We start from the raw sequence: 22,459 nt of genomic DNA, 5'->3' as shown, positions 1-22,459 counted from the left end.
TTTAAAAATCTACCTCGGTACCATAGAAGGTGCAGGTCAGCAGTTTTTCCATATTGGCCGGATCAATGGCTCTCGGGTTGGATCCTGTGCAGGCATCACCAACGGCCAGTTCAGCGATCTTGGCAACCTTTTCTTTGAATTCTTCTTCATTGATTCCGAAATCTTTCAGAGTCTTCGGAATGTTCAGTTTTACATTGAAGGAATCAATCTTTTCGCAGAGGCTGTTGATCAGAGCCTGCTGGGAAGTTCCTTCCAGACCCATTCTGCGTGCGATTTCAGCATAACGGGAGGCAGCAACCGGATCTTTTGCGTTGTATTTGATAACATACGGCAGATAAATAGCGTTCGCACAGCCGTGAGGAATATGTCCGGTAGAGAATGCAGCTCCGGTTTTGTGAGCCATGGAATGAACGATACCCAGGAGAGCGTTGGAGAAGGACATACCAGCCAGGCACTGTGCATAGTGCATCTGCTCTCTGGCAACTTTGTTTCCGTTGTAAGAAGCCGGCAGATATTCAAGAACCATTTCAATGGCCTGCAGAGCCAGCGGATCGGTGAACGGGCAGTTCAGGGTGGAAACATAAGCCTCGATGGCATGAGTCAGAGCATCCATACCGGTATAGGCAACCTGTTTTACAGGAAGTCCCATAACCAGATCCGGATCAACGATGGCAACATCCGGAGTGATGTTGAAGTCAGCCAGCGGATATTTGATGCCGCTCTGATAATCAGTGATAACGGAGAAAGCAGTTACCTCGGTAGCAGTACCGGAAGTAGAGGGGATGGCAGCGAATCTTGCCTTCTGTCTCAGCTCCGGGAAACCGAAGGGAGTGATAAGATCTTCAAATTTCGTATCCGGATACTCATAGAAAGCCCACATAGCTTTGGCTGCATCGATGGGGGAACCGCCGCCCATTGCCACGATCCAGTCCGGCTGGAACTCCTGCATCACTTTTGCACCTCTCATGACAGTCTCAACAGAGGGATCCGGTTCTACACCTTCGATCAGCTGCACTTCCATGCCGCCTTCTTTCAGATAGTTCACAGCGCGGTCAAGAAAGCCCTGACGCTTCATAGAGCCGCCTCCTACAACCAGAACAGCCTTTTTACCTTTCAGATTTTTCAACTCTTCCAGACATCCTGTTCCATGGTAAATATCTCTCGGTAAAGTAAATCTTGCCATGTTTGTCATCTCCTTAAAAAAATAATTTTAGTAAGCTTGATTAGTTGTTTGCATAGCTGTGCAGGTAAAAAACAAACCTGTAAGCTGTTTTTTCGAGAATCTGTTCTCTCGACGATTCTATTATAACTCTGTTAAATAATTAACGCAAGCGTTTTTTGTTTTTTTTTTAACAAAAAAATCACTACGAAAATTATTAACCTTTTTCGAGAAAGTATGCTAGAATAAAGGTACAATATTTTGTAACTGTTCAGAGCCAAGCAGATTTTCATGCAAAAGTGTGAATCATGCTTGTATGAATGAACACTTTTACATGGAAATCTATTTGGCGGATACGCCACACCGACGAAATGCGCAGCATTTTGGAGGTGGTTCTGAACAGTTACAATATTTTTACAAAGGAGATTCTGAAAATGGAAACAACAATTTCTATGGAAAGTCTGGAAACGTTCGAAAAAAACTTTGACGCCAATCGTGCCAATTCTCTGGCAATGAATGCAGTGACTGTAAATGGTGTGAACGCTTCCGCAAAAAATTATGAGACCGAGAGAAAGACGACTTTTGATTTTTCCATCAGCCTGGAGCAGGGAAAGATCACTAACCAGAAGAAGAGCGGCCGCTGCTGGATGTTTGCAGCTCTGAACTGCCTGCGTTTCCAGGTGATCCGGAAACGGAATCTGGAGAACTTCGAGCTCTCCCAGAACTATACGCTGTTCTATGACAAGCTGGAAAAATCCAATTACTTCCTGGAATGCATCCTGAAAACACTGGACGAGCCGACAGAAGGAAGACTGATCGCCCATCTTCTTTCCATGCCGTTAAATGACGGCGGACAGTGGGACATGCTGACTGCGATCGTGAGCAAATATGGCCTGGTTCCGAAGGGAGCAATGCCGGAGACCTTTTCCTCCTCTGCAACCAACGAGATGGTTTCCTATATGACGGAGAAGCTCCGTGAGTACGCCTGCATCTTAAGAAAAGCGCACAAAGATGGCAAAACCGATGCCGAGCTTCGTGCCATGAAGGATGAGATGATGCAGACCGTTTACAACATGCTCTGCATCTGCCTTGGAAAACCGCCAAAGACTTTTGATTTCGAGTACCGTGATAAAGATAAAAACTTCCACCGAGATCTGAACCTGACTCCGCAGGCTTTTTATGAGAAGTACATCGGCCTGGATCTGGATGAGTACATCAGCATCATCAACGCGCCCACCGAAGACAAGCCCTACTATCGCAGCTACAGCGTCGAGTATCTGGGCAATGTTCTGGAAGGCCGCCAGGTAAAATATGTAAACCTGCCGATCGAGGAGCTGAAAAAAGCTGCCATTGCCCAGCTGCAGGACGGCGAGCCGGTATGGTTCGGAAGTGATGTAGGACAGCGTTCCTGCCGTGAGGGCATTATGGATCTGGATCTTTACGGTGTGGACGACCTCTTTGGAACCACCTTCGGCATGAACAAGGCGGAGAGACTGGAGTACGGCCAGAGTCTGATGACTCATGCCATGGTATTCCAGGGGGTCAACCTCGACGAGGATGGCAGGCCCAACCGCTGGAGAGTAGAAAACAGCTGGGGCGAGGATGCCGGTAAAGAAGGTTATTATGTAATGTCTGACCGCTGGTTTGACGAGTATACCTACCAGATTGTGGTCAATAAGAAATATCTTCCGAAAGAGGCGCTGGAGGCTTACGAAAGCGAGCCGATCATGCTGAAACCCTGGGATCCGATGGGATCTCTGGCATAAAAGAGATAAAAAAGGAGCGGCAATGCCCTGAAAAAGGCAGAGCTGCTCATTTTTTACTTTGAGGCATCCGACAGTATGGAAGGAACAGAAAGGAGAAGATTTGCAGATGACGAGAGAAGAAGCAAGAAAACGGGCAGAAGCCCTGGTGGAAAAAATGACGCTGGAAGAGAAATGCAGCCAGTTAAGATATGATGCGCCTGCTGTCAAAAGACTTGGAATACCGGCGTATAACTGGTGGAATGAAGGTCTTCACGGGGTCGCAAGAAGCGGACAGGCGACTGTTTTTCCACAGGCGATCGCTCTGGCAGCCAGTTTCGATACAGAGCTTCTTCATGATGTGGCAGAGGTGATCGCAACAGAGGGAAGAGCGAAATACAATGAAAATGTGAAACAGAACGACAGGGATATTTATAAGGGACTGACTTTCTGGTCTCCGAACGTGAATATTTTCCGTGATCCCAGATGGGGACGGGGGCATGAGACCTACGGAGAGGATCCTTATCTTACCGGAAAACTGGGAACGGCTTTTGTAAAAGGTCTTCAGGGAGAAGGAGAATACCGGAAAGCGGCTGCCTGTGCGAAGCATTTTGCCGTTCATTCCGGTCCGGAGGCTCTGCGTCATGAGTTTGATGCAAAGCCAACGGAAAAAGATCTCCACGAAACGTATCTTCCGGCTTTTGAAATGCTGGTAAAGGATGCAGATGTGGAAGCCGTCATGGGTGCTTATAACCGGACAGACGGAGAACCCTGCTGCGGCAGTGAAAAGCTTCAGCATATCCTTCGCGGTGAATGGGGCTTTCAGGGACATTTTGTTTCCGACTGCTGGGCTATCCGGGATTTTCATACCAACCATATGGTGACCTCCACAGCAGAAGAATCGGCTGCTCTGGCGATCAACAACGGCTGTGACCTGAATTGCGGCGTTACCTACCTCTATGTCCAGAAGGCCTGTGAGGACGGGCTGGTTTCTGAAGAAACCATCACGGAAGCTGCGGTACGCCTTTTCACAACGCGTTATCTTCTGGGACTTTTTGATGAGACAGAATATGATCAGATTTCTTATCTGGAAGTGGAGTCCGAAGAGCATCTGGCACTGGCGGAAAAAGCAGCGGAGGAGAGCTTTGTCCTCCTGAAAAACAATGGAGTGCTTCCACTGAAAAAAGAGAAAATCCATACGCTTGGCATTATTGGCCCCAATGCGGACAGCCGGGCTGCCCTGATTGGCAATTATCACGGAACGGCGTCCAGATATGTGACCATTCAGGAGGGGCTGCAGGATTATCTGGGTGATTCTGTGCGGATCCTTACTTCTGTGGGCTGTGACATCAGCAAAGACAGAGTAGAAGCGCTGGCTTACGCCAAAGACCGGATCTCCGAGGCAAGAACCGTAGCAGAATACAGCGATGCAGTGATCCTTTGCGTGGGGCTGGATGAGACGCTGGAGGGAGAAGAAGGGGATACCGGAAACAGTTATTTTTCCGGAGATAAAAAAGATCTTCTTCTGCCGGAATCCCAGAGAGAGCTGATGGCAGCGTTGGCGGACTGTGGAAAACCGGTGATCCTTTGTCTGATGGCAGGAAGCGATCTTGATCTTTCTTATGCGAGGGAGCATTTTGATGCCATCCTGGTGCTCTGGTATCCGGGGGCAGAGGGAGGAAAAGCGGCGGCAAAAGTTCTCTTTGGAGAAACAGCGCCTACCGGAAAACTGCCTGTCACTTTCTATGAGTCTCTGGAGGAACTTCCGGACTTTGAAGACTATACCATGGAAGGCAGAACGTATCGTTATCTGAAGGGCAAAGCCCAGTATCCCTTCGGTTATGGACTGACCTATGGAAAACTGGAGCTTACCAATGCTGAAATCCAGAAAAAAGGAAGCGGTGCGGAAGTGGTCGTGACCGTTCACAATCGCGAAGAGAGAGAAGTGACAGAAACACTTCAGATCTATGTCAGGAGCGTGGAGTCTCCCTGTGCACCTCTCCATCCGTCTCTTTCCGCGTTCGTCCGCATTACCGTCCGGCCAGGCAAGACCATGGAAAAGACACTGCTTCTCGATGAACGGGCCTTTACTGTGGTGGATGAAAAAGGACAACGTCAGGCTGCCTCCGGAGCGTTCGAAGTCTATGCAGGCTTCTCACAGCCGGATGAACGAAGCGTGGAGCTGATGGGATGCAGGCCGGTACGGATGGAGATTCGTCATGATAGCTGTTCACAGATTTCATAGAGCCAGTCAGCCATTTTGCTGATGGTTTGGAAAGCCTCCGGATGGGAAAAGAAGGAAGTAGCTTCGCTCTGAAGGCGTTCATTGAATGACGGATAAAACAGATTGTATATTGAATTTTGCAAATATATATGCTATAACGCCAATAGGCAAGAGAAGCGAGTAATTCAGGTGATTCGACCATAAGCCGACAAAAACCCCAGAGAGACTGACTCTGGGGTTTTTATGCCCATTTTATGTATGGAATGGTTAAGTCCACTATATTAGCATGATTGATTTGAAAATGCTATTAATAAATTTGCATAAATCATTTTTAATTGTTTGCAAGTCTGACCATTGTCGTTGTCTTTATGCTTCCTTTCTTTCCCCCAGCCAGTCCGTCTTAAAGAGATAAAACAGAAAGACGATCGTGCTTAAACTCCAGGTCAGGGGATAGGCCCAGAAGATGACCTGAATGGAGGGGATGAAATGGAGGGTGATCGTGATGTAGGTCACGCGGATCATACACCAGCAGACCATCATGACGATCATGGGAACAACGGATTTTCCGGCACCGCGGAGAATTCCGGCGGCACAGTGGGAAAAGGCCAGGAGGAAATAAAACAGAGTATCAATCCGGGCCTGGCTGGTTCCACACTGGATGACTTCCGGTGTGCGGTTAAAGGCGGAGATCAGATGGGGAATGAAAAGAAACATAAGGATCCCCACAAGTTCTGCCAGTGTGATGGAACAGAGTACGCCGAAGCGGGCACCTTTTTTGACACGGTCATATTTTTTTGCCCCGATGTTCTGACTGGTGAAGGTAGTAATGGAAAGGGCAAAACAGGTAACCGGGAGAAAAGCAAAGCCCTCGACCTTGGCATAAGAGCCACAGCCGGCCATAGCCATTTTTCCGAAAGAGTTGATGTTGGACTGTACCACCACGTTAGCCAGGGCAATGATGGAATTCTGGACGCCGGCAGGAAGACCGTTGGAAATGATCTGCCGCAGCATGAAGAAATCCAGACGGATCTTTTTGATGGAAACCCGGTACTCTTCCGGGCTTCTCAAAAGCTGGCGAAGACAGAGAATGGCACTCAAAGCCTGTGAAATCGTGGTAGCCAGGGCTGCAGACCCTACGCCGAAGTGGAAGCCGGCTACAAAGATCAGATCCAGGATCACGTTTGTGATAGAGGAAATGATCAGATAGTAGAGCGGATGTCTGGAATCTCCCACTGCCTGAAGGATTCCAACAAAAATATTGTACATGACAAAAAAGATGGAACCGGCAAAATACACCTGGAAATAAACCGTTGAATTCGGAAGTACTTCCTCCGGTGTGCCCATCAGGATCAGGATCTTCGGAGCCAGGATCACGCCGATCAGTGAGAGCGCGATACCGCAGATCAGACCAAAGGCAATGGTGGTGTGGATGGAACGCTGAAGCTGCTCTTTTTCCTGCGCACCAAAGTAGCGGGCAATGACGACACCGGCTCCTACGGCGATGCCGTTGAAAAAGCCGACCAGAAGGAAGATCAGGTTTCCGGAAGAACTGACTGCGGCGAGAGCGTTGCTTCCGAGAAAGTTCCCTACAATGAGAGAGTCCGCCATGTTGTAAAGCTGCTGAAAGAGGTTCCCGAGAAAGAGAGGAATGGCAAAAGCGACGATCCGTTTCCAGATTGTTCCCTCTGTCATCGGTATGGTTTTGTTGTGTGCTGCCATCAGAAAAAACTCCTATCTTAGTAAATTAACTTCATTGTATCGAATAAAACTGCAAACGTCAATGTTCAACCGGGGCGGACATGAGAAAAATATTTGTCTTTCTGAGAAAAGCAGCAGACCTTAAGAGAAAAGACAGGATTTTTCATAAAAAAGATAGGCATTTTTCGAAAAATCTGCTAAAATAGGAAGTAGTCTCCCGAAAGGGAAGCGAAGTTTAGGATATAACAAGTGAGGAGGTTTTATGATGAAGAAAAAATTTACCAGTGTGGCTGCTCTTGGACTTTGCCTGGCACTTGGATTTTCCATGGGTGTCAGTGCAGACAGCAGAAAAGTAGTAACTCTTGGCGCTGATCTCAGTGAACAGCAGAAACAGATCGTTATGAATTATTTTGGCGTGACCGCCGATCAGGTGGATATCCTGACGATCACCAACCAGGACGAGAGAGATCATCTGGGATCCTATGTTCCTCTGGAGCAGATCGGAACCCACACATACAGCTGTGCCCTGGTATCCCCGACAGCTTCCGGCGGAATCCAGGTAAAGACAGCTAATCTGGACTGGGTGACCTGCAACATGATTGCTACCACCCTTTCCACTTCTGGTGTTGTGAACTGTGATGTAATTGCTGCATCTCCCATTCAGGTATCCGGAACAGGTGCTCTGACCGGAATCATTATGGCTTATGAGCAGGCCAGCGGAGAGACTCTGAGTCCTCAGAAAAAAGAACTTGCCACAGAGGAGCTTGTCATTACCGGACAGCTTGCCAATAATGTAGGTCAGAAGGAAGCAACTGCCATTGTCAATGAAGCAAAGACGGAGATCATTTCCCAGGATATCACGGATGTTACCGTGATCCAGAATATTGTCAATGAGGCAGCCAATGACAACAATACACAGCTGACACAGGATCAGGTCGATATGGTTACGGAGCTTCTGGATAAGATCTCCCAGGAGGATTATAACTACGATGATATGAAGGATACGCTGGAGCGTGTGGATGAGAACGTAGGAGTGACCAGTCAGACGGATGAACTGAGCGGAGACGAGTCGAATGACGAAGAGAGTGCCGCCCAGCAGGCTGCACAGGATGCACAGGCAGAAGCTGAGACCGAAACAGAAGAGACAGAAGCCAGCATCCTGGATAATACCAACGATGATGCGTTTGGCGGGGATGTCATCACCGGATCTACCCTGGAGCCGGAAACCGATGCACCGCTTCCTGAGACGGAATCACCGATTCTTGAGACGGAGATGCCTGCAGAAACTTATACCGAGGGCAGTGATGGAATCGATGCCCAGATGCCTGCAGAGACTGAGATGCCGGTTGAAACAGATGGCTACAGTGATGTACCGTCTGAAACACCGGAATTCGAGACAGAGGCTCCGCTTGAAACAGAAGCTCCTGTTCTTGAGACGGAAGCACCTGTAGAAACAGAAGCTCCGGTAGAAACGGAAGTTTCCACAGAGCCGCAGTATACGATAGATGACCTTAGCGATGAGAAGAAAGTGACTTACACCGAGATCAACTGGTATCTGGACAGAGTCCTGGATCTGACTACCGAGGCATCCAGAGTGGAAGCAGAAAACGGTGAACATAAGGAAGAGTACAAGGAGATCAGTGAGATGGATGTGACTGCTTTGGCTGCAGATGAGGAGACTTCCAAAGCACTGAAAGAGGAATTCGATAAATTCCTTCTGAAATTCCTGGTTGAAGGACTGAGTGAAGAAGAGAAGATGCTGGATGAGCTGGATACTGCCGAGTATGGCGCACCGGAAGTCAAGGTTCTTTCTCAGGAAATCAAAGATCTGATCGTTACCGATGCAGCCCAGAAGCTGGTTTCTGTAGATCCGACTGTCCGTCAGACCGTAAGCGATGAAGCAGAAGCATTCTTCAAGAAGATTTATGGCGTAGATGATGCCGGGGACGAGGGAACTTATTCCGAAGAGGAACCGGGTGAGACGGAAGCCTATAGCGAGGATTCCTACGAAGATGAATACAGTGACGAGAGCTACAGCGAAGAAGGCTCTGACGAAATCTATGATGAGAACATGATCCCGGAAGCAACCGATGACGGAACCATGGAGTAAAGCGATCAAAGAGAAAGGAAAAATATCCTGGAGGTTTCCTCCGGGATATTTTTTAACAAATGTAGCAAGAATTCGCCCACCTCTTCAGGTGGTGAGATGAATTGCACATCTGCTCACTTATCTTATCGACTGATTCTATTATACCACGGATTTTGTTACCAAATAAGTGTTCTTTTTTGCAATGCATCTCCCATCCCAGACGATACTCAGCAACGGAGGCATCACCTGGCTGGATAAGAAATATACTTATGGAAAAATGAATTTCTGGGGCTACACATTTTATGGTGTGACCTCCGGAAAAAATTATCTCTATAGGATTCCTGCTCTTGTAAAGAAATAAAAAAATATCGTAAAACAATAAAAATAGATTGCAATACAGAAATAAATATGATAAGATCCTCCTTAGAAAGATATATTTTTGAAAGGAGGATCTTTTTTATGGATCAGAAAACATTGGCGTGGTGGCTGAAAGCAGTCATCCTGGGAATCGGAATCTGCGGGCTGGTTGTTTTTCTTTGGCTGGTTCCTTTTGCAGGAAAAGGCATTCTGGAGGGATATCCCGAGTTTGAAGGCTGGTATCTGCCCTGGTTCATTTTCCTGGAGATCAGCGGCTTGCCTTGCTTTGGCGTGCTCTGTTTTGGTTGGAAGATTGCAGTAAATATTGGCGGTGACAGGTCTTTTTCCATGGAAAATGCGGGCTTTCTGAAAAAGATCGCTTACTGTGCCGGAGGGGATACCGTCTATTTTTTCATAGGAAATATCATACTGTGGCTTTGTGGAATGAATCATCCAGGAGTGCTCCTGGCATCCCTGCTTGTTGACTTTATCGGTATCGCTGTTTCTGTGGCGGCGGCCGGTCTTTCCCATCTGGTGGAAAAAGCGGCGAAGCTTCAGGAAGAGAGTGAATTTACCATCTGAGAAAGGAGCAGCTATGGAAGATGAGATTATTTTTAACATTGATGTGATGCTGGCGAAGCGGAAAATGAGCGTGACTGAGCTTTCTCAGAAAGTGGGGATCACTATGGCAAACATTTCCATCCTGAAAAACGGAAAGGCCAAGGCATTGAAAATCTCCACTCTGGCAAAGCTCTGCCGGGCGCTGGACTGTCAGCCTGGGGATCTTCTGGAATATCGGCAGGGAGAGGGGGATGCGGATGAAAAATAAGAAGCTTTGGGCCTGGCTGGCCATGTTTGGGTGCAGTCTTATAAGCATTGCTATTTATCTGTTTATGACGGTAGAAATCGTAACGAGAGAAGGCTGCGGCGGGGAACTGGACCCGGGTGCAGATTCTTTAGGGATACTGGTAGGAGCCAATCTCCTGGTGGCTTTCTTTCTCCTGGTGTTTACGGCGTTTTTTCACGGGCTGATCGGTTTTCTGGGAAAGCATAAGATCGAGGAGATCAATTTCCACGTGCTGAGAGCTGTCCGGGAAAACAGAAAAAACCGCTGGGTGGCTGTCTGGACGATCTTTCCGGCTTTTCCCACCGCCTTGTTTTTGTGGGAGGGAATCACGGAAAAATTCTTTTTGGAGATTCTTCTGGGGCTCGTGGCCTTAGTCTATACCTACTTCTATATGGTATGGTTTGTAAGTTTTGAAAAAAGAGAGAAAAAGTAGAAAAATATCCTGTTTTGCTGAAATCTGTGTTAGAATAAATTTGGAAAAGAAGAATCCGGAGAAAACAGACAGATTCAGCAGAGCAGGATTTTTTTGACCGAAAATTCTGTTGTCCGGAAGATCGGAGGCGCCTATGGAAAAATGGGATTTGTATACGAGAAACCGGGAATGTACCGGACGGGAGCAGATTCGGGGAGAGACCATACCGGAAGGACTTTATCATCTGGTTGTTCATGTCTGGCTGAAGAACCACCAGGGACAGTACCTGATATCAAAACGGTCAGCGGACAGACCGACGCATCCGCTGATGTGGGAGTGCCCGGGAGGGTCTGTGCTTCTGGGAGAGACAAGTCTTCACGGAGCAGTCAGGGAAGTAGAAGAAGAAGTAGGGGTAAGACTGGTACCTGAGAATGGCAGGCAGGTTTTCTTTATGGTGAGAGATTCGGCTATGCCTCATCTGCTGGATGTCTGGCTTTTTGAAGAAAAAGAAGAGGAATGTTTTGTGCCGGATCTTGGCGCGGCAGAGACAAAAGAGGTGAGTGAAGTCCACTGGATGCGGCCGGATGAGATACGGAAGCTTTATGAGAGCGGACTTACCGTGCCGAGCATCGGCTATTTCTTTTCAAAGATCGAAAAACAGGAGGAATGGAAACAATGAGATATCCCCAAAATCTGAAAAAGGGCGGAACGATCGGTTTTGTGGCGCCTTCCTTTGGCTGTGCCACGGAGCCTTATAAATCTGCGTTTCTCAACGCACAGAAGAAATTTCAGGAGATGGGATACCAGTGCCAGCTGGGTCCGAACTGCTATGCATCTGAGGGAATCGGTATCAGCAATACACCGGAAAAATGTGGAAAAGAACTGACAGAAAGCTATCGAAGCGGGGAAAATGACTGCCTGATCTCCTGTGGTGGTGGAGAACTGATGTGTGAGATCCTGGAACATGTGGATTTTGATGCCATCCGGGAAGCACCGCCCAAATGGTATCTGGGCTATTCGGACAATACCAACTTTACCTATCTTCTGACAACGCTCTGTGATACCGCTTCTGTCTATGGTCCCTGTGCCGCTGATTTTGGTATGGAACCCTGGCATCCATCTCTGAATGATACTTTTGGTATCCTGACAGGAGAGGTTCGGACGGTACAGAATTATGACGGCTGGGAAAAGGCAGATGGTTCATTGAAAACAGAAGAAACTCCGTTGGAACCCTATCACATCACTGAACCGATGATCCTGAAAAAATATCCGGATCAGGATACGGTTTTTGAAGGAAGGCTTCTGGGAGGCTGTCTGGATTGCCTGGTGAATTTAAAGGGAACAGAATTTGATAAAACAACAGAATTTATAGAAAAATACAAAGAAGACGGGATCCTTTGGTTCCTGGAAGCCTGTGAGCTGAATGTATTCAGTATCCGCCGTGCGATCTGGCAGCTGGATCATGCAGGCTGGTTCCAGTATACGAAGGGATTTCTGATCGGAAGACCGATGATGTTTGATCAGCCTGCGATGGGACTGGACCAGTATCATGCAGTAACGGATCTGCTGGCAAAATATCAGGTGCCAGTCATCATGGATGTGGATCTCGGGCATCTCCACCCGGCAATGCCTCTGATCACAGGAAGCTATGCAAATGTCCGGGTGGAGGGGAATTCCATTGAGATCCATATGGAATGCAGATAACGTTTATTTTTTCTTGTTACAGAAACCGCAGGAAATGGCATCCTTCGGACAGGCCTGACGGCATCTGCCGCAACGGATACATTCGCTGCTGTTCGGGGTTTCTACCGGGTTGACACCCATCTGACAGGCACTGGCGCATTTTCCGCAGTGTACACATTTTTCCGTGTCGATGCGGTAACGGAAAACAGAAACCTTATTGAAAACGGAATAAAAAGCGCCCAGCGGACAGAGATACTTGCAAAACGGCCGGTAGATCAGGATGGAAAGCAGGACCGTCACAAGGAGAATGGTGTTTTTCCAGAGATAGAGCCAGCCGATGGCGCTTCGCATTCCTTTGTTCAGGAGCACCAAGGGAAGGCCGCCCTCCAGAGTTCCGGCAGGACAGATGAGCTTACAGAAATAAGGAGCGCCCTGTCCCATAACATCTGTGAGAAACAGTGGAAGCAGGATCACAAAGACCAGGAAGATCACGTATTTCAGCTTTCTCAAAAGCTTGTCTCCACGGAAGGTGCGTATTTTTTTGAAAAACGGGATTTTATGTAAAAGATCCTGGATCAGACCGAAGGGGCAGAGAAAGCCGCATACCAGACGTCCAAGAAGGGCACCGACAAAGATCAGGAAACCGATGACGTAATAGGCAAATTTAAAGTTCCAACTGCCGATGACTGCCTGCAGGGAGCCAATGGGACAGGCTCCTGTGGCGCCGGGGCAGGAGTAGCAGTTCAGACCGGGTACACAGACGTTTTTCAGCTTTCCGGTATATATTTTTCCGGTGATAAAGCCGGAAACATGGGAGTTTGTGAGGGCGGCCCAGCCAGCCTGTATCAAATGTCTGGGCCAGTCTTTGATCTGTTTTTTCTTATCCAATTCCGACACACTCCATACAGATATTTATGGCTTTGGTAAGAACAACGCTCATCTCTCCCCGGAAAATCCCGTAAGCCATCATAAGGATCCCGGCAGCGGCCAGGGCAAGCCCCGGCCATCTGGTATCAAGTATTTTTTTCATGGAAGATCATTCTCCTTTGAGAGCAGCAAGCTGGTTTTCAACCGCTTCTTTCCAGCCATCAAAATCATTGCTTCCCATGATGGGATCGCCGACGATGTTTCCTTCTTTGTCAACGAAGAAAGATTCCGGGAAGGACTGAAGTCCCTGAATCCGTCCGTTCAGGAAACCGGAATCGGGGATCAGGAGCGGGTAGGTAACACCGGTTTTTTCTTTTAAAACCTGTGCTTTTTTAACGGTTTCGTCATTGACGCTTCCATCATCACCAACCGTATCCAGTACCATGCCGACAACACCGACACCCTGTTCTTTCATTTCTTCATAGAGCTTTTCCAGCTCCGGCATCTCATTGACACAGGGAGAACACCAGGTTGTAAAGGCATTGACCAGAGTGAGGTCATAATCGCTGAATACTTTTTCTGTATAGGCATTTCCATCAATATCGGTAGTTTCAAAGGTTCCTACTGTGTCAGCCTCGGAGGTGGCGGCAGAAGGCTGTTCAAAGGAAGACTGTCCGTTGAAGGGAGTCATTTCGGTCAGTGTGGTCTCGATTTTCTCGATCTCATCGGTGAGTTCTTTTTCTGCATCGGTATTGATGCTCAGATAATATTTGAAGTTGCCGTCCGCACTGCTTCCGAGCTCTTTGTGCTCCTTACAGCCGGTCAGTGCGTCGAGATCGTCCAGAACGTCGGTGCTGTAAACGCCAAGGGTTCCGATGCGTTCGATGCTGTCAAGCCATTCATCATAGCCGGTTCCGAGAAGGTTGACATCTTCAGATTTCTGCTCCTCGGTCAGCTTGTTCCAGCTGAGGTAGGCATATTTGATCCCGTCAAAAGCCTCGGTCCAGTCTTCAGCGGAGAGCATAAGTACATCAGAAGAATCGATCTGCTTTTTTAATTCGTCCGGAAGGACAGCGGTCAGTCCCATAAAGGGGAAAGAATAGGAATCTTCAGAAGCCATTCCCATCTCAGAGGCTTTGGCTGTCTTTTTGATGGGAGTTCCGTCATCAGAGACGCTCATCTCTCCATCTGCACCGTCACCGTCTACGACAAAGGCTTCGCCGGCAGGAACAGCAAGGGCTTCGCCGGTAGTGGATTCTGTTTCCGCACTTTCTGCCAGAACGGCGGTTGGATTTATAGAAACGACGCTGAAGATACCAGCGGCCAGAAGGGCCATCAGTTTTTTTCTGTTCATAGTGTTTGATCTCCTTTTATAAAAGATTATATTTTAGTAAAATGAGGAGAAAAGCAGGGGCAACTTTCTCCATGACGTGTGTATTGTAACACACAGAATGTAAGTTGTATACATATAAGGGAAGAATTCACAGAAAAATCACAAGATGATGCAAGGGGGAAATGAAAATGGAAACATGGATGATCACAGGGACCACAGGTTTTCTGGGACCGAGAGTAGAGGTCGCTCTCAGAGAAAAGGAAGAGGTGAAGGTGCTTCCCATGACCAGGCGGGAACTGGATTTTACAGATGAAGAACAGGTAAAAAGAGTATTGGGAAGCTTTCGGCCGGATGTCCTGGTCCATGCAGCAGCCATTTCGGACACCGGAGCCTGCGAACGTGATCCGGAAGGAAGCTGGAAGGTGAATGTCACCGGTGTGGAGTATCTGGCAAAAGTATGCCGCGAAAACGGAACGAAGCTCATTTTTGCCAGTTCTGATCAGGTGTATACCGGATCAAAGATCCGGACACCGCACAAAGAAACAGAAATTTTGAAACCGGCAAATGTATATGGAAGAGAAAAACTGGAAGCGGAGAAAGTCATCGCTGCACTATGTCCGGATGGCATTTCTCTCCGCCTTACCTGGATGTATGATCTTCCAGGAAAACTTCCGGTAAAACCGAATTTTATCACGAATATCAGGAATGCTATGGATAAGGGAGAGCTTCTCTTATTTTCAGAAAATGATTTCCGGGGACTGACGGATGGAAGGACCGTGGCGGAGCGGATCACCAGGCTTGGAAAAATCCCGGGCGGGGTCTATAATTTCGGCAGTCCCAACCGGGTAGATTTTTATGAAACAGCGAGGAAGACAGTCGAAGCCCTGGGTGGAGATCCGGAAAAAATCGTTGGAAAGCAGGAAAACGGTGCGTTCCGGAATCTGGCTTTTTCTACAGAAAAGCTGGAAGCAGCCGGGATTTCCTTTCCGGATACCCTGGAAGGGATCTGCAATTGTCTTCGCTGAAAATTTTGAAATTTTTTGCCGGAAGCTGTCTCTTTTTCTACAGGAAGTGTGTTATAATCTTTTGTAACAGTTCAGAACATCAGCGAAATGAAAAATCAGACTATGCAAACTTGTTTGCAATAGGATGAATTTTCATTTCGGAATGGGCGGAACGCCCATTAGCCTCAGACAAAAGCTGCGAATGCAGCGAGAGCGCATGCAATGCGCGAGTCTGTGGCCTGTTGTTTTGAACGTCCTGAATAGTTACCTTTTTAGATAATCTGAGAAATGAGATGACAGCAATGAGAAAAAAATGGAAATACAGGATCTGGATGCCGGTAGTTGCACTTGGACTTATGAATATCCTGGCTATGAAACCGGCCAGAAAAGGAAGAGTTTCCATGGAAGTGATCCAGCAATATGATTATGCTCACCGGGGACTCTATGATATGAGGGAAGGAATTGCAGAAAATACGATGCCGGCTTTTCAGCGGGCAATCGACAAAAATTCCGGTATTGAGCTGGACATTCATTTGACCAGCGATGGAGAACTGGTGGTTTTTCATGATGACAATCTGGTGCGTGCCTGCGACAGCAGCCTGAAAGTGGATAGCAGCACTTTAAAGGAGCTGCAGAGCTATAAGCTGTTTGGAACGGATGAGACGATGCCGCTTTTTAAGGATGTTCTGTCGCTGGTAGACAGCAAGGTTCCGCTTCTGATTGAACTGAAGACGGACAACAATGTGATGAGTAAACGCTATATGAAGCTTTGTCAGAAGTTGAAAGAGTGCTTAAGCGGCTACGAAGGAACCTATGCGATCCAGTCCTTTGATCCGAGAGTGTTATGGTGGTTTCGGAAAAACTGTCCGGAGGTTCCAAGAGGACAGCTCATGGAGCATTTCCGGAGACATGGAACCAATGTGGTGCCAATCTATGATTTTTTTGCCAGCCACCTGCTGTTTGATTTTATCACGCAGCCCGATTTTATTTCTTATCAGTATATGGACAGAGACCGTCTGGCTTTCCGCATCATCAAGGGACTCTATGGCGTACAGGAATTTTCCTGGACAGTCCGTGATGAAGAACTGGCAGATTTCCTGAAAAAAGAGGGAAGCCTGGTGATCTTCGAGGGCTATAATAATAAGCTGGATGAAGAATAGAAGAAAAAGTCCTGACAAAAACTGAAAATGACCATAAAAAAAGAACCCCGTACAGACGGAAGGGTTCTTTTTTTATGGTCTTATTTCTGAAGTTTGCCTTTGAAGATCAGATGTTTCATGTTCAGATCCTGGTCCAGAAGAACGATATTAGCTTTTTTGCCAGGGGTGATGCTGCCGTAGGTATCATAGATGCCGATGGCTTTTGCCGGATTGACAGCGGCGCATTTGACTGCACTTCCCAGAGGAATTCCCATTTTTTTCACAGCGGTGCGCATGCAGTCCATCAGGTTTGTCGCACTGCCTGCAATGGTGCCGTCAGCCAGGGTAGCCAGATTTCCAACTACCTTTACCGGCTGGCCGCCAAGGGAATAATCACCGTCGGAAAGACCGGTAGCCATCATACTGTCACTGATCAGACAGATCCTGTCGTCACCAAACATCTTGAAGGTGGTGCGCACAGTGGCTGGATGCAGGTGAACACCGTCGCAGATCAGTTCTACCCGTACATGGTCGCTGTCGCAGGCGGCACCGATAACGCCGGGAGCCCGGTGTGAGAAGGGCGGCATGGCATTGTAAAGATGAGTGGCATGACGGGCACCGCGGTCATACGCCTCTTTTGCAATGTCATAGTCAGCGGTGGTGTGGGCAATGGAGATACCTACTTCATCTTTGAGTTCATCGATGAATTCCATGGAACCTTCTGTTTCCGGAGCAATATCACAAAGCTTGATGAGACCGCCGGAAATCTCCTGAAGACGGCGGAACATAGCAACATCCGGATTATGGATGTAGATACCGTTCTGAGCACCTTTTTTTGCCGGAGAGATAAAAGGACCTTCCATGTTGATGCCAACCAGCTCGGCACCGGTTTTGTTTTCATAGGAAGCAGCAGCTTTCATGATACCGGCGAGGATCTCTTCGCTGAATGTCATGGTAGCCGGACAGATGGTGGTGACGCCAACAGAAAGCTCATAATCAGCCAGAGTCTGGATTGCCTCCGTGGTGCCGTCGCAGAAATCGTGACGCATACAGCCATGGAAATGGATATCGGTAAGTCCCGGAATGGCAATGAGACCGGTGGCATCGATCACATCGCCGCTGCCGCTTTCTGCAATCTTATCGCCTTCTACATAAATATCCTGTGTTTTGAAAGTACCGTCTTCCTGAAAAACGGAAGCATTCTTGATGATCATAAATATCAGGACTCCTTTTCAGTCAAAGTCATTAGTCAATTTTGCTTTTCACAAGAGAGAGAGCAGCTTCATCAGCTACGATCGTTACATCTGGATGGAACTGAAGGATGGAAGCGGGAACTTCGGGAGTTACCGGTCCTTCAATCGTTTTTGCAAGAGCCTCTGCTTTGTCAGCACCGCTGGCTACCAGAAGCACTTTCTTTGCCTGCATGATGGTCTGGATTCCCATAGTATAAGCCTGACGGGGAACATCCTCTTCTTTTTCAAAGAAGCGTTTGTTTGCATCGATGGTGCTGGGGGTCAGATCTACACAGTGCGTTTCCTTCGGGAAGTGATCGCAGGGCTCATTGAAACCGATGTGACCATTGCGTCCAAGACCAAGCAGCTGGATGTCAACGCCGCCAGCAGCGTGGATGATCTCATTGTAAGCTTCGCAGGCCTTGTCAGAATCCGGCTCCAGTCCGTTGGGAACGTTGGTGTTTGCTTTGTCGATGTTGACATGGTCAAAGAGGTTATGGTTCATGAAGTAACGATAGCTCTGGTCATTGTCACCGGAGAGACCTTTGTACTCGTCCAGATTGATGCTGTGGACTTTGGAAAAATCAAGATTTCCGCTCTCGTAGGATGCGATCAGGTTTTTGTAAAGACCGATCGGGGTAGAACCGGTTGCCAGACCCAGTGTGCAGGTCGGATTCAGAGTGATGACAGAAGCCATGATATCGGCTGCCTTTCTGCTCATATCGTTGTAATCTTTGGTTTTGATAATTCTCATAATTCTTCTCCTTTTGTAAACTCTCGTTTTTGCTGTCTTTATTGTATATCAATAATGTAAAAAATGCAAACAAACTTGTGGACACTTTCAGATAAAATATTTTCACTTTCGTATCTGCAAACGGAGCAGGCAAGGAGTGTGCCAAAAAGAGGAAAAATATCTGAAAAGGCAGAAAAAACTGACCGGAAAAGGAAAAAAATCCCGTTCCGGCCAGTGTAAAAAACAGAAAAAACAAAATGTTTACAAGTGTTCACTCCATCAGTGATAAATATGGTCATTCTCATACTGCGGCTCCATGGTAAGCTGGATGCCCAGGCGTTTGAAAATCTTGATATCCACTTCAGAAAGCATGACCGAGGTATGAGCCTGACAGCCGGAGAGTCTGGAAAGCTGCTCCAGTGCCTGACGGGCTGCCTGGTCAGATGCGGCGGTGGTGGAAAGAGCGATCAGAACCTCATCGGTGTGCAGTCTGGGGTTGTGGCTTCCCAGATATTCGGTCTTCAGAAGCTGGATCGGTTCAATGGCTGCCGGAGAGATCACATGGTAATGACGGTCGATACCGGCCAGCTCTTTTAAGGCATTCAGAAGCACGGCAGAAAGAGCACCCAGAAGATCTGAGGTTTTTCCAAGAATCATTTTTCCGTTATCCAGTTCCAGGGCGGCAGCAGGAGCACCGGTCTCTTCCGCATAGGAAAGGGCAGCATCCACGACCTTTCGGTCATGAACCGTAACGCCGGCTTTTTTCATGAGGACTTCCAGCTTGAAGATCTCAGATTCGGAGCCTTTGCCGGACTTTCTGGCATCCATGGCGTTATAGTAACGGCGGATGATCTCCTGACGGGAAGCCTCCTGGCAGATTTCATCATCGATGATACAGTTGCCTGCCATATTAACACCCATATCGGTGGGAGATTTGTAAGGGCTTTCCCCGTAGATCTGTGTGAAGATCTCATTCAGGACCGGGAAGATCTCAATATCACGGTTATAGTTTACCGTGGTTTTTCCATAAGCTTCCAGATGGAAGGGATCGATCATGTTTACATCGTTCAGATCGGCAGTGGCTGCCTCGTAAGCCAGGTTTACCGGATGCTTCAGGGGGAGATTCCAGATCGGGAAGGTTTCAAACTTGGCGTAACCGGCCGGGATCCCGCGTTTGTGTTCATGATAGAGCTGGGAAAGGCAGGCGGCCATTTTTCCGCTTCCCGGTCCCGGAGCTGTGATCACGACCAGAGGACGGGTGGTCTCAATGTATTCATTTTTTCCGTACCCCTCGTCACTGACGATCAGAGGGATATTGCTGGGATAGCCCTCAATATTGTAAAGGGTGTAGACTTTGATGCCAAGTTCGTTCAGACGCTGCTTGAAAGCATCAGCTGCACGCTGACCGGAGTACTGGGTGATGGCAACACTTCCCACATACAGACCGCGGTCCTTGAAAACATCAATGAGACGAAGCACATCTGCTGCATAGGTGATGCCAAGATCACCACGGACTTTGTTTTTCTCAATGTCACCGGCACTGATCACGATGACGATCTCAGCCTGGTCAGAGAGCTGCATGAGCATGCGCAGCTTGCTGTCCGGCGCAAAACCGGGAAGAACACGGGAAGCGTGATAATCGTCAAAAAGCTTTCCGCCGAACTCCATGTAAAGCTTGTTACCGAACTGATTGATCCGTTCACGGATATGTTCGGACTGCATTTTCAGATATTTGTCGTTGTCAAATCCAATTTTCATCTGTTATTCATTCCCATTCTTCTTTTACGAAATTTAGAGCCAAAAAATTTAACTCCATTATTCTCAGTATACACAAAGCGCCGACATTTTTCCATACTTTTCTTTCATTTTTTGCAGACCTTTTGAAATCTGTCTATTGATTTCTGGAAGAACAATCTTTATAATGGAAGAGATTAGTTTTTAGGAGGAAAAAAATGAACCATAATCAAATACCTGGCGGAGACCCTGATCAGAGACCAGGCGATCAAAATAATAACCGGAATGGCAAGGGAACGAAGAACGGTCAGACCATTCTGATTTTTCTAGTGATTTCCCTGGTAGTGCTTCTTCTGGTAAATTTTATGAACGGGATACTCAAGGACTCCACGGAAAAGGAGATCACTTATAATCAGTTCATGAAAATGCTGGAAAACGGAGAAGTGGATAAGGTGGTCATCCAGTCCAGCGAGATCGAGATCACACCGAAAAACCAGCCTTTCCCTGGGATGAAGCTGACCTATTATACAGGTGTGATGGCAGATGACAATCTGCAGCAGAAGCTGGAAGCAGCCGGTGTGGACTACACACAGGAGATCCCGGATGTGACGGGAGCGATCCTCTACAATATTTTAAGTCTGGTGATCCCTCTGGTCCTTGTATGGGTGGCATTTGGTTTCATCATGCGGAAAATGGCCGGCGGCGGAGGTGTCATGAATGTGGGAAAAAACAAAGCAAAGGTTTATTCCCAGAAGGAGACAGGCGTAACCTTCAAAGATGTGGCAGGACAGGATGAAGCGAAGGAATCTCTTCAGGAAGTGGTGGATTTTCTGGAAAATCCCGGAAAGTATACGACCATTGGAGCCAAGCTTCCCAAAGGAGCACTTCTTGTCGGGCCTCCGGGAACCGGTAAGACGCTTCTGGCGAAGGCGGTAGCCGGTGAGGCACATGTGCCTTTCTTTTCCATTTCCGGTTCTGATTTCGTGGAAATGTTTGTCGGTGTAGGTGCATCCCGTGTCCGCGAACTCTTTGATGAGGCGAAGAAAAATGCCCCGTGCATCATTTTTATCGATGAGATCGATGCGATTGGTAAAAGCCGTGACAGCCGGTACGGTGGTGGAAACGACGAACGGGAACAGACTCTGAACCAGCTTCTGGCAGAGATGGATGGCTTTGATACCTCCAGTGGTCTCCTGATCCTGGCGGCAACCAACCGTCCGGAGGTACTGGATTCCGCCCTTCTCCGCCCTGGCCGTTTTGACCGGAGAGTCATCGTAGATCGTCCGGATCTTAAGGGGCGTGTGGATATCCTCAAAGTGCATGCGAAGAATGTTCATCTGGATGAGACCGTTAATTTTGAAGAGATCGCACTTGCCACCAGCGGAGCGGTCGGTTCTGATCTGGCGAACATGATCAATGAGGCGGCAATTCTGGCAGTCAAGAAAGGCCGTAACCGGGTATCCCAGAAAGATCTTTTTGAGGCAGTGGAAGTGGTTCTCGTCGGTAAAGAGAAGAAAAACAAGATTCTGAGCCAGAAGGAACGGGAGATCGTTTCTTATCATGAAGTGGGACATGCACTTGTGAGTGCACTTCAGAAGCATTCCGAGCCGGTGCAGAAGATCACCATTGTTCCCAGGACCATGGGAGCACTTGGGTACGTTATGAATGTGCCGGAGGAAGAGAAATATTTAAGTTCCGAGGATGAGCTTCGTGCCCGTCTGGTGGAGTGTGTGGGTGGCCGTGCGGCAGAAGAAATCGTTTTTGATTCCGTGACCACAGGCGCTTCCAATGATATCGAGCAGGCGACAAAGATCGCCAGAGCCATGGTGACGCAGTATGGTATGTCAAAGAAATTCGGCCTTATGGGACTGGAGATCTCAGCAAACCAGTATCTGGATGACCGGACGGTCATGAACTGCAGTGATGTCACTGCAGCAGAGGTGGACGAGGAAGTGCGGAAGGTTCTTCAGGAGTCCTACGATGAGGCGAAACGTCTTCTGACGGAGCATCGGAAGGCACTGGATCAGATCGCAGAGTTCCTGATCAAAAAGGAAACCATTTCCGGTAAGGAATTTATGGAGATCTTTGATCAGGTGGAGAAAGAGGATCAGCCGGAGAGCGCGAGCGAGGCGGCAGAGGTCAAAGAGACGGAAACCATAGAAAATAAAGAAGATACAACCGTGTAAGACACAGTCGATTCCAAGGG

At 48.0% G+C, this 22,459-nt stretch carries 19 protein-coding genes; 11 read left to right on the top strand and 8 right to left on the bottom strand.

Annotation, left to right across the window (positions count from 1 at the left end; genetic code table 11):
• Nucleotide 1: 1 nt before the first annotated feature.
• Entirely contained in the window at nt 2–1,183 is a 1,182-nt protein-coding gene (locus DXA57_RS15490; protein WP_117768167.1) for an iron-containing alcohol dehydrogenase, read from the bottom strand.
• Nucleotides 1,184–1,593: 410 nt separating this feature from the next.
• On the opposite strand from DXA57_RS15490, the gene DXA57_RS15485 reads away from it, so the two are divergent.
• Together DXA57_RS15485 and DXA57_RS15480 are read left to right on the top strand one after the other, a co-directional pair.
• Entirely contained in the window at nt 1,594–2,925 is a 1,332-nt protein-coding gene (locus DXA57_RS15485; RefSeq protein ID WP_117768178.1) for an aminopeptidase C, read from the top strand.
• A 106-nt stretch (nt 2,926–3,031) separates the two neighbouring features.
• A complete protein-coding gene (locus DXA57_RS15480; protein ID WP_117768166.1) occupies nt 3,032–5,146 on the top strand; it encodes a glycoside hydrolase family 3 C-terminal domain-containing protein in 2,115 nt (704 codons plus the stop codon).
• A 345-nt stretch (nt 5,147–5,491) separates the two neighbouring features.
• Here DXA57_RS15480 and DXA57_RS15475 read toward each other — a convergent pair whose 3' ends face one another.
• Nucleotides 5,492–6,844 carry an MATE family efflux transporter gene (locus tag DXA57_RS15475; RefSeq protein WP_117768165.1) on the bottom strand — a complete coding sequence of 451 codons (1,353 nt, stop codon included), beginning with the start codon at nt 6,842–6,844 and terminating at the stop codon, nt 5,492–5,494.
• Nucleotides 6,845–7,085: 241 nt separating this feature from the next.
• On the opposite strand from DXA57_RS15475, the gene DXA57_RS15470 reads away from it, so the two are divergent.
• The 6 genes from DXA57_RS15470 (at nt 7,086) to DXA57_RS15445 (ending at nt 12,232) form a co-directional block, all read left to right on the top strand.
• Nucleotides 7,086–8,933 carry a DUF1002 domain-containing protein gene (locus DXA57_RS15470; protein WP_117768164.1) on the top strand — a complete coding sequence of 616 codons (1,848 nt, stop codon included), beginning with the start codon at nt 7,086–7,088 and terminating at the stop codon, nt 8,931–8,933.
• A gap of 438 nt (nt 8,934–9,371) precedes the next feature.
• Nucleotides 9,372–9,851, top strand: a complete 480-nt coding sequence (locus tag DXA57_RS15465) for a DUF2975 domain-containing protein (RefSeq protein ID WP_117768163.1) — start codon at nt 9,372–9,374, stop codon at nt 9,849–9,851.
• 13 nt (nt 9,852–9,864) lie between these two features.
• Nucleotides 9,865–10,098: a helix-turn-helix domain-containing protein gene (locus tag DXA57_RS15460; protein WP_117768162.1), complete on the top strand. Its 234-nt coding sequence runs from the start codon at nt 9,865–9,867 to the stop codon at nt 10,096–10,098.
• Nucleotides 10,088–10,549: a hypothetical protein gene (locus tag DXA57_RS15455; RefSeq protein WP_117768161.1), complete on the top strand. Its 462-nt coding sequence runs from the start codon at nt 10,088–10,090 to the stop codon at nt 10,547–10,549. Before DXA57_RS15460 ends, DXA57_RS15455 begins: the two co-directional genes overlap by 11 nt.
• A gap of 133 nt (nt 10,550–10,682) precedes the next feature.
• Nucleotides 10,683–11,207, top strand: a complete 525-nt coding sequence (locus tag DXA57_RS15450) for an NUDIX domain-containing protein (RefSeq protein WP_117768160.1) — start codon at nt 10,683–10,685, stop codon at nt 11,205–11,207.
• Nucleotides 11,204–12,232: a S66 family peptidase gene (locus DXA57_RS15445; RefSeq protein ID WP_117768159.1), complete on the top strand. Its 1,029-nt coding sequence runs from the start codon at nt 11,204–11,206 to the stop codon at nt 12,230–12,232. Before DXA57_RS15450 ends, DXA57_RS15445 begins: the two co-directional genes overlap by 4 nt.
• A 3-nt stretch (nt 12,233–12,235) precedes the next feature.
• On the opposite strand, the gene DXA57_RS15440 is transcribed toward DXA57_RS15445, so the two are convergent.
• The 3 genes from DXA57_RS15440 to DXA57_RS15430 are packed head-to-tail and all read right to left on the bottom strand — an operon-like array spanning nt 12,236 to nt 14,432.
• A complete protein-coding gene (locus DXA57_RS15440; RefSeq protein ID WP_442857679.1) occupies nt 12,236–13,108 on the bottom strand; it encodes a 4Fe-4S binding protein in 873 nt (290 codons plus the stop codon).
• The gene (locus DXA57_RS15435) at nt 13,092–13,241 is read right to left on the bottom strand and encodes a CD1871A family CXXC motif-containing protein (protein WP_117768157.1); all 150 of its coding nucleotides are present in this window, start codon (nt 13,239–13,241) and stop codon (nt 13,092–13,094) included. The genes DXA57_RS15440 and DXA57_RS15435 overlap by 17 nt, the downstream gene beginning before the upstream one ends.
• Before the next feature lie 6 nt (nt 13,242–13,247).
• The gene (locus DXA57_RS15430; RefSeq protein ID WP_117768156.1) at nt 13,248–14,432 is read right to left on the bottom strand and encodes a TlpA family protein disulfide reductase; all 1,185 of its coding nucleotides are present in this window, start codon (nt 14,430–14,432) and stop codon (nt 13,248–13,250) included.
• Between the two features lie 167 nt (nt 14,433–14,599).
• Between DXA57_RS15430 and DXA57_RS15425 the strand changes: the two genes are divergently transcribed.
• Entirely contained in the window at nt 14,600–15,436 is an 837-nt protein-coding gene (locus tag DXA57_RS15425; RefSeq protein ID WP_158571344.1) for an SDR family oxidoreductase, read from the top strand.
• A 281-nt stretch (nt 15,437–15,717) separates the two neighbouring features.
• Complete coding sequence (locus DXA57_RS15420; protein ID WP_158571343.1) at nt 15,718–16,575, top strand: glycerophosphodiester phosphodiesterase family protein; 858 nt, start codon at nt 15,718–15,720, stop codon at nt 16,573–16,575.
• An 80-nt stretch (nt 16,576–16,655) separates the two neighbouring features.
• Here DXA57_RS15420 and nagA read toward each other — a convergent pair whose 3' ends face one another.
• From nagA to DXA57_RS15405, 3 genes are all read right to left on the bottom strand, one after another.
• The gene (gene nagA / locus DXA57_RS15415) at nt 16,656–17,768 is read right to left on the bottom strand and encodes an N-acetylglucosamine-6-phosphate deacetylase (protein ID WP_117768153.1); all 1,113 of its coding nucleotides are present in this window, start codon (nt 17,766–17,768) and stop codon (nt 16,656–16,658) included.
• Nucleotides 17,769–17,799: 31 nt separating this feature from the next.
• Nucleotides 17,800–18,540: a glucosamine-6-phosphate deaminase gene (gene nagB / locus DXA57_RS15410; protein WP_117768152.1), complete on the bottom strand. Its 741-nt coding sequence runs from the start codon at nt 18,538–18,540 to the stop codon at nt 17,800–17,802.
• 258 nt (nt 18,541–18,798) lie between these two features.
• Nucleotides 18,799–20,277: a DUF1846 domain-containing protein gene (locus DXA57_RS15405; protein ID WP_117768151.1), complete on the bottom strand. Its 1,479-nt coding sequence runs from the start codon at nt 20,275–20,277 to the stop codon at nt 18,799–18,801.
• 194 nt (nt 20,278–20,471) lie between these two features.
• Between DXA57_RS15405 and ftsH the strand changes: the two genes are divergently transcribed.
• On the top strand, nt 20,472–22,439 hold the full coding sequence (gene ftsH, locus DXA57_RS15400) for an ATP-dependent zinc metalloprotease FtsH (protein WP_117768150.1): 1,968 nt from the start codon (nt 20,472–20,474) through the stop codon (nt 22,437–22,439).
• The last annotated feature ends 20 nt before the right edge of the window (nt 22,440–22,459 follow it).

Source organism: Blautia sp. OF03-15BH (assembly GCF_003463065.1).
In the GTDB taxonomy this organism is placed as follows: Bacteria; Bacillota; Clostridia; order Lachnospirales; family Lachnospiraceae; genus Limivivens.
The sequence above is the reverse complement of the archived record's forward strand: the minus strand, read 5'-3'. Positions and strand labels throughout refer to the sequence as shown.